The following is a 10,530-nucleotide window of genomic DNA, read 5'->3' on the forward strand; positions in this document are numbered from 1 at the left end:
CTACGAAGCCGTTACCGCAGCAACGGATATGTACTCATATCTACCTAAAAAACCCGTCAAAAACTTAGCGCAACACAAACAGATTATCGTCCCCACTGCGCGTGGGAACGATCTCGCGTTTCAGGCAGCGAGTTTGCCGCTGGCAATCGCAGCCGAAGCGGCCACCATCGCCCGCAACAACACCGCACACCCGGCGGCCAGGTCATCCGGTGCGGCGTTCTCGATTTCGTTATGGCTGATACCTCCCTCACACGGCACAAAAATCATCCCCGCCGGGCCGAGTTCGGCAACGAAAATCGCGTCGTGCCCTGCCCCGCTGACGATGTCCATGTTCGACAAGCCCAACCCATTCGCCGCATCCCGCACAGCGTCCACGCAGCCTTTGTCAAAATACAGCGGCGGGAAGTCGGCGGTGGGTTCCATTTCAAAACTCAAACCGTGTTTAGCGCAGGTCTCGTCGATCACTTTACGCACCTGGGCAATCATCGAATCCAAGCGCGCCGGTTCCAGGTGACGCAAGTCCAGAGTCATGCGCACTTCACCGGGGATGACGTTGCGCGAGCCGGGGTAGGCCTGCAAGCAACCGACAGTGCCACACGCATGCGGCTGATGCCCCAACGCGGCCGCATTCACCGCAGCCACCACTGCTGCGGCGCCTACCAGGGCGTCCTTGCGCAGGTGCATCGGCGTCGGCCCCGCATGGGCTTCAACGCCACGCAGTTTTAGGTCAAACCACTTCTGCCCAAGGGCGCCCAGCACCACACCGATGGTTTTTTTCTCGTCCTCAAGAATCGGCCCTTGTTCGATGTGCGCTTCGAAGTAAGCCCCGACTTTATGCCCACTCACAGGACGTGTGCCCGCATAGCCGATCGCATTCAATGCATCGCCTACACTGACGCCGTCCACGTCCACCTTGGCCAAGGTGTCCGCCAAGGTAAATTTCTCGGCAAACACGCCTGAGCCCATCATGCACGGCGGGAAGCGCGAACCTTCTTCGTTGGTCCACACCACCACTTCCAGCGGTGCTTCGGTTTCGATCTTAAGGTCATTGAGCGTGCGCAACACTTCCACACCCGCCAGTACGCCGAAGCAGCCGTCGAACTTGCCGCCGGTGGGTTGGGTGTCAATATGGCTGCCGGTCATCACCGGCGGCAGGTTGGGATTACGGCCTGGGCGACGCGCGAAGATATTGCCGATGCCGTCGATGGTCACGGTGCAGCCGGCGTCCTCGCACCACTTCACAAACAGGTCACGGGCTTTGCGGTCGAGGTCGGTGAGGGCCAGGCGGCACACACCACCTTTGGGCGTGGCGCCGAGTTTGGCCAGGTCCATCAGGGACTGCCACAAGCGGTCGCGGTTGATGTGCTGATGGGTGGATTGCAGAACGTCCAGGGCAGCGTTCATGGGGATCTCCTCAGGCTACGTTTCTTATGAATTGACTCGCTCAACGGTGGGAGCTGGCTTGCCTGCAATGCGGGCGGCTCGGTATTTCTGCCGAACCGAGGTGATGCCATCGCAGGCAAGCCAGCTCCCACATTGACCGTATTTACAAAGGTGATTTGGCGGTGACTGGGCTGACGCCGCGCTTGGCATTCAGGCCGTAATACAACACGCCACCCAACGCCGAACCGGTGAACCAACCGTAGCTGTAGAACCAGCTGAACGCATCACTGCCCAGTGACAACAAGGTCAGCACCACCGGCACGCCGAAGGCGACAAAGCCGCTCCAGTTCCACGCCGGGTACACGTCATCACGGTACAAACCGCCCAGGTCCAACTGCTGTTTGCGGGTGATGAAGTAGTCCACCACCATGATCCCGGCAATCGGCCCCAGCAGGCTTGAATAGCCCAGCAACCAATTCGAATACACGGTCTCCAGGCTCACGTCCGAGACGATCAGCCCGAGTTTTTTCAGCAGTTCATGGCTCATCAGCGCCAGCCCAACCAGGCCGGTGAGGATCACCGCAGTGGTGCGGTTGATCAGCTTGGGCGCAATGTTCTGGAAGTCATTGGTGGGCGAGACGATGTTGGCGGCGGTGTTGGTGGACAAGGTGGCGATGATGATCAGCAGCATGGCGATGGCGACCCACACCGGGCTCTGGATATGCCCGATCAAGGTCACCGGGTCGGAGACGCTGACGCCCACCAGTTTCACCGACGCGGCGGTCATGATCACGCCGAGGGCGGCGAACAGGAACATGGTCAACGGCAGGCCGAAAATCTGCCCGAGAATCTGGTCCTTCTGGCTTTTGGCGTAACGACTAAAATCGGGAATGTTCAGCGACAAGGTCGCCCAAAACCCCACCATCGCGGTCAACCCCGCCATGAAGTACCCGGTGAGGCTCGCACCTTCGGGCCGCTTGGGTGGAATCGCCATCAGCTCGCTGAGCGATACATTCGGCATTGCCCACACCAACAGGCCAATCCCCACCGCCACCAGCAAGGGCGCGGACAAGGTTTCCAGGCGCTTGATCGACTCGGCGCCGCGCAGCACCACCCACAAATTCAGGCACCAGAAAATCATGAAACCGATCACTTCACCGGTGCCGCCGAGGGATTTCCAACCGTCGAAAATCGAGCCCAGGAACAGGTGAATTGCCAGCCCGCCAAACATCGTCTGGATACCAAACCAGCCGCACGCCACCAGCGCGCGAATCAGGCACGGCACGTTGGAACCGAGGATGCCAAACGACGAACGCAACAGTACCGGAAACGGAATGCCGTACTTGGTGCCAGGGAACGCGTTAAGCGTCAGCGGGATCAGCACCACGATATTGGCCAGCAAAATCGCCATCAGCGCCTCGCCCACCGACAAGCCGAAGTACGCGGTCAGCACCCCGCCGAGCGTGTAGGTGGGCACGCAGATCGACATGCCGACCCACAGCGCGGTGATGTGCCACTTGTTCCAGGTGCGTTCGTGCACCTTGGTCGGTGCCATGTCGTGGTTATAGCGAGGGCTGTCGAGGACGTCGGGGCCGGCGTCGAGTTCGTACAGGCCGTTACGCTCAATGACTTGCGATCTGTTCTGTTGCATGGCCGCTCCACGGTTTTTTCGAATTATTTTTGCTCATCCCACGCGTTGCGCAGAATGGCCGGAGTACCTCGTAAACAACATGACATCACGGGCCCGGCCAGCCGCCACTGCACTCAATAACCGTGCCGACCACCCACCTTGAACCCGCACCGCATCTATAACTCGCTGATGTTTATCAGCTTTGCGATTGAGCCTTCGGTACTTGGCGCGTTACTCAGGCTAAATAACGCGCAAGTTCCCGAACCGTCAGGACTCAATCTGGTGCAACACAATTATTTTTATTTACCGGCCCCGTCAAGAGGCATGTCTCAAGCGTCTGATTTGCAATAAGAAATGTTGCTCAAAACCAGAACCTGTCAAGTGCGTCAAAATGGTGAGCGGTCGCTACATTTTGGTGACTTACAGTTTTTATTGTTTTAAATCATAGAGTTAAATACGTTATAAGCTTAATAAAAATCTTCTTGCTCATTCGAAAAACTCGGGCTAGTTTCTATTCCTGTCACCGATGACAGGTTTTAACCAACTATCGGCAAGCAGCATTACAACACTTAGAACTGGCACAAGCCGGTCAAGCCTGTGAGGAACTCGACATGTCGCTGTTGATCCGTGGCGCCACCGTTATTACCCATGATGAAAGTTACCGCGCCGATGTTTTATGCGCAGGCGGTCTAATTCGCGCTATTGGCACGGATCTGGATATTCCCGCCGGCACTGAAGTACTCGACGGCAGCGGCCAATACTTGATGCCCGGCGGCATCGACCCCCACACCCATATGCAACTGCCCTTCATGGGCACCGTGGCCAGTGAAGACTTTTTCAGTGGCACGGCAGCGGGCCTGGCCGGCGGCACCACCTCGATCATCGATTTCGTGATTCCCAACCCGCAGCAGTCGTTGATGGAAGCCTTTCACCAGTGGCGCGGCTGGGCGCAAAAGTCCGCCTCCGACTACGGTTTTCATGTGGCGATCACCTGGTGGAGCGAGCAGGTGCGCGAGGAAATGGCCGAGTTGGTCAGCCACCACGGCATCAACAGCTTCAAGCATTTCATGGCCTACAAGAATGCGATCATGGCCGCCGATGACACGCTGGTCGCCAGCTTCGAGCGCTGCCTGGAACTCGGCGCGGTGCCCACCGTGCACGCAGAAAACGGCGAGTTGGTGTATCACCTGCAACGCAAGCTGATGGCCCAGGGCATCACCGGGCCGGAAGCGCACCCGCTGTCACGCCCCTCCCAGGTGGAAGGCGAAGCGGCCAGCCGCGCGATTCGCATCGCCGAGACCATCGGCACGCCGCTCTACCTGGTGCACGTGTCCACCAAGGAAGCGCTGGATGAGATCACCTACGCCCGTGGCAAGGGCCAGCCGGTGTACGGCGAAGTGCTCGCCGGCCACTTGCTGCTCGACGACAGCGTTTACCAACACCCCGACTGGCAAACCGCCGCCGGCTACGTGATGAGCCCGCCGTTCCGCCCACGCGGGCACCAGGAAGCGCTGTGGCACGGGCTGCAATCGGGCAACCTGCACACCACCGCCACCGACCATTGCTGCTTCTGCGCCGAGCAAAAAGCCGCCGGCCGTGACGATTTCAGCAAGATCCCCAACGGCACCGCCGGCATTGAAGACCGCATGGCGCTGCTGTGGGACGAAGGCGTCAACACCGGGCGCCTGTCGATGCAGGAATTCGTCGCGCTGACCTCCACCAACACCGCGAAGATCTTCAACCTTTACCCGCGTAAAGGTGCGATCCGCGTAGGCGCGGACGCGGATCTGGTGCTGTGGGACCCCGCCGGTACGCGCACGATTTCGGCCAAGACCCACCATCAAAAAGTCGACTTCAACATCTTCGAAGGCAAGACCGTGCGCGGCGTGCCGAGCCACACCATCAGCCAGGGCAAACTGGTCTGGACCGATGGCGACCTGCGCGCCGAACGTGGGGCCGGGCGGTATGTAGAACGCCCGGCGTACCCGTCGGTGTTTGAGCAGTTGAGCAAGCGGGCGGAGCATTCCAGGCCCACTGCTGTAAAGCGCTGAACATACAGCGCAGATGATCGTTCCCACGCTCTGCGTGGGAATGCAGCCGGGGGTGCTCCGCGCCCTGAGAGCGGACGCAGAGCGTCCGGTGAGGCATTCCCACGCAGAGCATGGGAACGATCGCCCATCAGAGGCAGCACCTCAATAACCGTGAGGCCAAAACCGTGATCCAGACCCTGACCCACCTCCCCCATCCCCAAGAAGATGGGCCGACACTCGCCAGCCATTTCACCGACCTGGCGCCGCCGCTCAACGCCCGCCAGGCGCAATTGGAGGCCTCGCGCTGCCTGTACTGCTACGACGCGCCGTGCGTGACTGCATGCCCCAGCGAGATTGATATCCCCTCGTTCATCCGCAATATCCACACCGAAAACGTGCAAGGTGCGGCGCAGAAGATTCTCTCGGCCAACATCCTCGGCGGCAGCTGCGCGCGGGTTTGCCCCACCGAAATCCTGTGCCAGCAAGCCTGCGTGCGTAACAACGCCGAAGAATGCGCGCCGGTGCTGATCGGCCTGTTGCAACGCTACGCCATCGACAACGCGCACTTCAGCGAGCACCCGTTCCAGCGCGCTGCGCCGACCGGTAAGCGCATCGCCGTGGTCGGCGCCGGGCCGGCAGGCTTGGCCTGTGCACATCGCGCCGCCTTGCACGGCCATGACGTGGTGATGTTCGAAGCACGGGAAAAGGCCGGCGGCCTGAATGAATACGGGATCGCTAAGTACAAACTGGTGGATGACTTTGCCCAGAAGGAGCTGGATTTCCTCCTGCAGATCGGCGGCATTGAAATCCGCCACGGCCAGCGCCTGGGTGACAACCTAACCTTGAGCGAACTGCACCAGCAATTCGACTCCGTGTTCCTCGGCGTCGGCCTGGCCGCGAGCAAACAGCTTGGCCTGCCCTTTGAGGACGCCCCCGGCCTGCTCGCCGCCACCGACTACATCCGCGAACTGCGCCAGGCCGATGACCTCACGCAACTGCCGCTGGCCGACCGTTGCATTGTGCTCGGCGCCGGCAACACCGCCATCGACATGGCCGTGCAAATGGCCCGCCTCGGCGCCCGCGATGTGAACCTGGTGTATCGCCGCGGCTTGGCCGACATGGGCGCCACCGGGCATGAGCAGGACATTGCCAAGGCCAACCAGGTGCGCCTGCTGACCTGGGCACAACCCGAAGAAGTGTTGCTGGATGATCTAGGCCGCGTGCGCGGCATGCGCTTCGCCCGTACGCGCATGGAAAATGGTCGCCTGCACCCCACTGGCGAGACCTTCGAACTGGCCGCCGATGCGATCTTCAAGGCCATCGGCCAAGGTTTCGATAACGAGGCCTTGCATGACCCGCTGGCCCAGCAACTGCACCGCGTGGGCGAACGCATCTTTGTCGACGAACACCTGCAAACCAGCATCCCAGGCGTCTATGCCGGCGGCGATTGCGTCAGCCTCGGCCAGGACCTCACCGTGCAGGCGGTGCAACACGGCAAGCTGGCAGCTGAAGCCATGCACGCCCAACTCATGCTGAATGTGGAGGCTGCGTAATGGCCGATCTCTCGATTGTATTCGCCGGTATCAAAGCCCCCAACCCGTTCTGGCTGGCCTCGGCGCCGCCTACCGACAAGGCCTACAACGTAGTCCGCGCCTTCGAGGCCGGCTGGGGCGGCGTGGTGTGGAAAACCCTCGGTGAAGACCCGGCAGCGGTCAACGTGTCGTCACGCTACTCGGCGCACTACGGCGCCAACCGCGAAGTGCTGGGCATCAACAATATCGAGCTGATCACTGACCGCTCCCTGGAGATCAACCTGCGGGAAATCACCCAGGTGAAAAAGGATTGGCCGGACCGCGCGCTGATTGTGTCGCTGATGGTGCCGTGCGTTGAAGAGTCGTGGAAAAACATCCTGCCGCTGGTGGAAGCCACCGGCTGCGACGGCATCGAACTGAATTTCGGCTGCCCCCATGGCATGCCGGAGCGCGGCATGGGCGCGGCCGTCGGCCAGGTGCCGGAGTATGTGGAACAGGTGACGCGCTGGTGCAAGACCTATTGCTCGCTGCCGGTGATCGTCAAGCTCACGCCGAACATCACTGACATCCGCGTGGCGGCACGTGCGGCGTATCGCGGCGGTGCGGATGCGGTGTCGCTGATCAACACCATCAATTCGATCACCAGCGTGGACTTGGAGCGCATGGTCGCCCTGCCGGTGGTCGGCACCCAAAGTACCCATGGCGGGTATTGCGGCTCGGCGGTCAAGCCGATTGCCCTGAACATGGTCGCGGAAATCGCCCGCGACCCGCAGACCCAAGGCCTGCCGATCTGCGGGATTGGCGGCATCGGCAACTGGCGCGACGCGGCGGAATTCGTCGCACTGGGTTGCGGCGCGGTGCAGGTGTGCACGGCGGCCATGTTGCATGGGTTTCGGATTGTGGAAGAGATGAAGGATGGGCTGTCGCGGTGGATGGACAGCCAAGGCTACAAAAGCTTGCAGGAGTTTTCCGGCCGCGCGGTAGGCAACACGACCGATTGGAAGTACCTGGATATCAACTATCAGGTGATCGCCAAGATCGATCAGGAGGCCTGTATTGGCTGTGGGCGTTGCCATATTGCCTGCGAGGACACCTCGCACCAGGCCATCTCGAGTTTGAAACAGGCAGACGGCACGCATAAATACGAGGTGATTGACGATGAGTGCGTGGGCTGCAATTTGTGCCAGATCACCTGCCCGGTGGCCGATTGCATCGAGATGGTGCCGGTGGAGACGGGCAAGCCGTTTTTGAATTGGACACAGGATCCGCGTAATCCGTATCGGGAGGCTGTGTAGTCCTTTAGACCGCTATCGCAGCGATGCGGCGGCCCGGCAAGCCAGCTCCCACACTTGGAATGCATTCCCCTGTGGGAGCTGGCTTGCCTGCGATGGGGCCCTAAGCCTCACCACACCTTTAAGGCTCCAACCCAATCCCACGCAAAATCACTGCGGTCACCGTCTGAATCGCCTTCTCGAACTGCATGTCCGACAACGGCTGGTGATCATTCAAAATCATCACCTGGTGATCAAAGTCCGCATAGTGCTGGGTCGACGCCCAGATCATGTACAGCAGGCTCGACGGTTCCACCGGCAGGATGCGTTTATCTTCCACCCATTGGCGAATTTTCGCTTCCTTCATCTTGGCCCAGTCGTACAGGCTTTCATCCAGCGCCTCACCGAGTGTCGGCGCGCCGTGGATGATTTCGTTGGCCCAGACTTTCGAGCCATACGGCCGCGTACGCGAGCGCTGCATCTTGGCGCGGATGTAGCTGCTGAGCACCACCCGTGGGTCATCGAAGGTTTCAAAGCTCAGGGCATCCTGCTTCCACAGCTCCAGCAAGTCGAACAGCACCGCGCTGTACAGCTCACTTTTGGTGGTGAAGTAGTAATGCAGGTTGGAGCGCGGCAGTTGCACTTCTTCAGCAATATCGGCCATGGCGGTGCTGCCGTAGCCCTTCTCGGCGAAGATTTTCTCCGCCGCCAGCAGGATTTTTTCGACGTTGACCCGACGAATTCCGATCTTGTGATTGCCCATAAGGGCTCCCTGACAACAACTTGGGTTAAAGACTACCATCCGCTCTAGATCGCGGCGACAGCCCATAGTGAAACTTCTTACGCGAAGCTTTCCCCTGCAAAACGGATTGGTTAGGATCGCGGTCCCCTTGAAGGATCATTGCCATGACTATTCGACTGCGTGTGGCCGCCGACGACCCAGTGCTGGGAGCACTGTGGGAGCGCTCGGTACGGGCCACCCATGACTTCCTCCCCGAGGATGACATTCAACGTTTGCTGCCCGTGGTGCGCGACGCCTACCTGCCGATGCCGGCCCTCGACGTTTGGGTCTATGAAGACCAGAACGGTATCGCCGGGTTTATCGGCACTGGCGGGCACAACGTGGAAATGTTGTTTATCGACCCCGACCGCCGTGGCCAGGGCGTCGGCCGCCAATTGCTCGACCACGCCCGCGCGCGCCACGACACGCTGACGGTGGACGTCAACGAACAAAACCCGCAGGCCGTGGGTTTCTACCTGCACTATGGTTTTATCCAGGTCGCGCGTTCGCCGCTGGATGGCGAAGGCAGACCCTTTCCCTTGCTGCACATGGCTTTACCGACTCTCTAAACCTGAAGGTATTGAACAATGTTGATCAAGAAAACCCTGACCACCGTCGCCCTGCTCGCCTCCTTGCTGGGTGCTTCGGCCGCCTTTGCCCATGCCCACTTGAAAAGCGAAACGCCCGCCGCCGACAGCACTGTCGCCGCGCCCGCCGACCTGCGCCTGACCTTCAGCGAAGGCGTCGAAGCCACCTTCACCAAGGTGTCCCTGAGCAAGGACGGCACCGAAATCGCGATCAAAGGCCTGGAAACCCCAGACGCCGACAAAAAAACCCTGGTAGTCACGCCGGCCGCGCCACTGGCCGCCGGCAACTACAAAGTGGTGTGGAATGCGGTGTCAGTCGACACTCACAAGAGCAACGGTGAATACAGCTTCAAGGTCGGCCAATAACCCATGGCGACCCTGCTGGTGCTGTGCCGCTTCCTGCATTTCATCGTCGTGTTGTTGATGTTCGGGGCCTTTGTGTTCAGGCCCTGGCTGTTGGGCGCTGAACCGCACCCCGCGCTGGACCGGCAACTGCACCGCATCACCCGCATGCTGGCCTGGTTGGGGCTGATCTCCGGCGTGGCCTGGCTGTTATTGATTACCGCCAGCATGGCCGGCAGTTGGGAGGCGGCCTTGCAACCGGCGACCGTAAAGTTGGTGCTGGGCAAAACCTTCTTTGGCCAGGTGTGGGTCTGGCATCTGTTGCTGAACCTGTTGCTGGTGATCGTGCTGATCAAACCCTGGCCCGCGCTGCGCCTGCCATTGATCGCCTTGCTGCTGGCGACATTGGCACCCGTCGGCCACGGCGCCATGCTCAATGGGTTGAGCGGGCAGTTGCTGATCCTCAACCAGGTGGTGCACTTGGTGTGCGTCGGCGCCTGGCTCGGTGGGTTGCTGTTGCTGGTGTTGATCCTCAGGCAGCCTGAGCGTTTCGCATTGGAGCCAATCCTCAGGCGCTTCAGCGGCGTGGGTTATGGCTTGGTCGCGGGGTTGCTGGTGACTGGCTTGATCAACGTGCGCGTGCTGACCGGGCAACTGTGGCCCACGCCCTTGTTCAACGGCTTTGCCCTGATTCTGTTGATCAAAGTGCTGCTGGTGCTGGGCATGTTGGCGCTGGCGTTGCTGAACCGGCTACGTATTGAACGATGCGAAGAGCGCCGGGGCAGTTTGAAGGCCAGTGTGATGCTGGAGTGGGTATTGGGTGTTTGCGCGGTCGCCGCCGTTTCGCTGCTTGGCACACTTGCGCCGATGGTCATGGCCAACTAAAAATCTCTGTTGAAATGCAATCCATGGGGGAGCTGGCTTGCCTGCGATGGCCATGGGTATCTGCGCAACTTTTTGTGTTGCGCTAGGGT

The 10,530-nt window shown here is 60.3% G+C and carries 9 protein-coding genes; 6 read left to right on the plus strand and 3 right to left on the minus strand.

Annotation, left to right across the window (positions count from 1 at the left end):
* Positions 1–120 precede the first annotated feature (120 nt).
* Complete coding sequence (locus ACI77I_RS30800) at positions 121–1,404, minus strand: Zn-dependent hydrolase (RefSeq protein ID WP_242150797.1); 1,284 nt, start codon at positions 1,402–1,404, stop codon at positions 121–123.
* 142 nt (positions 1,405–1,546) lie between these two features.
* Complete coding sequence (locus ACI77I_RS30805; RefSeq protein ID WP_242150800.1) at positions 1,547–3,034, minus strand: NCS1 family nucleobase:cation symporter-1; 1,488 nt, start codon at positions 3,032–3,034, stop codon at positions 1,547–1,549.
* Positions 3,035–3,624: 590 nt separating this feature from the next.
* Here ACI77I_RS30805 and hydA point away from each other — a divergent pair.
* From hydA to preA, 3 genes are all read left to right on the plus strand, one after another.
* Entirely contained in the window at positions 3,625–5,064 is a 1,440-nt protein-coding gene (hydA, locus tag ACI77I_RS30810; protein WP_406999939.1) for a dihydropyrimidinase, read from the plus strand.
* Positions 5,065–5,228: 164 nt separating this feature from the next.
* Entirely contained in the window at positions 5,229–6,596 is a 1,368-nt protein-coding gene (locus tag ACI77I_RS30815) for an NAD(P)-dependent oxidoreductase (RefSeq protein ID WP_094953589.1), read from the plus strand.
* Positions 6,596–7,870, plus strand: coding sequence for an NAD-dependent dihydropyrimidine dehydrogenase subunit PreA (gene preA / locus ACI77I_RS30820; protein WP_094953584.1), 1,275 nt, complete (start codon positions 6,596–6,598; stop codon positions 7,868–7,870). Before ACI77I_RS30815 ends, preA begins: the two co-directional genes overlap by 1 nt.
* Before the next feature lie 118 nt (positions 7,871–7,988).
* Here preA and ACI77I_RS30825 read toward each other — a convergent pair whose 3' ends face one another.
* Positions 7,989–8,609 (minus strand): TetR/AcrR family transcriptional regulator, encoded by a 621-nt coding sequence (locus tag ACI77I_RS30825; RefSeq protein ID WP_094953585.1) that lies wholly within the window; start codon positions 8,607–8,609, stop codon positions 7,989–7,991.
* 143 nt (positions 8,610–8,752) lie between these two features.
* Here ACI77I_RS30825 and ACI77I_RS30830 point away from each other — a divergent pair, with 143 nt between their 5' ends.
* From ACI77I_RS30830 to copD, 3 genes are read left to right on the plus strand one after another with little or no spacing between them, the layout of a single operon-like run.
* Positions 8,753–9,196 (plus strand): GNAT family N-acetyltransferase, encoded by a 444-nt coding sequence (locus ACI77I_RS30830; protein ID WP_094953586.1) that lies wholly within the window; start codon positions 8,753–8,755, stop codon positions 9,194–9,196.
* A gap of 18 nt (positions 9,197–9,214) precedes the next feature.
* On the plus strand, positions 9,215–9,580 hold the full coding sequence (gene copC, locus ACI77I_RS30835) for a copper homeostasis periplasmic binding protein CopC (RefSeq protein ID WP_094953587.1): 366 nt from the start codon (positions 9,215–9,217) through the stop codon (positions 9,578–9,580).
* A 3-nt stretch (positions 9,581–9,583) separates the two neighbouring features.
* Positions 9,584–10,441, plus strand: coding sequence for a copper homeostasis membrane protein CopD (gene copD, locus ACI77I_RS30840; RefSeq protein ID WP_406999942.1), 858 nt, complete (start codon positions 9,584–9,586; stop codon positions 10,439–10,441).
* The last annotated feature ends 89 nt before the right edge of the window (positions 10,442–10,530 follow it).

Source organism: Pseudomonas sp. D47 (assembly GCF_045447305.1).
Lineage (GTDB): Bacteria > Pseudomonadota > Gammaproteobacteria > Pseudomonadales > Pseudomonadaceae > Aquipseudomonas.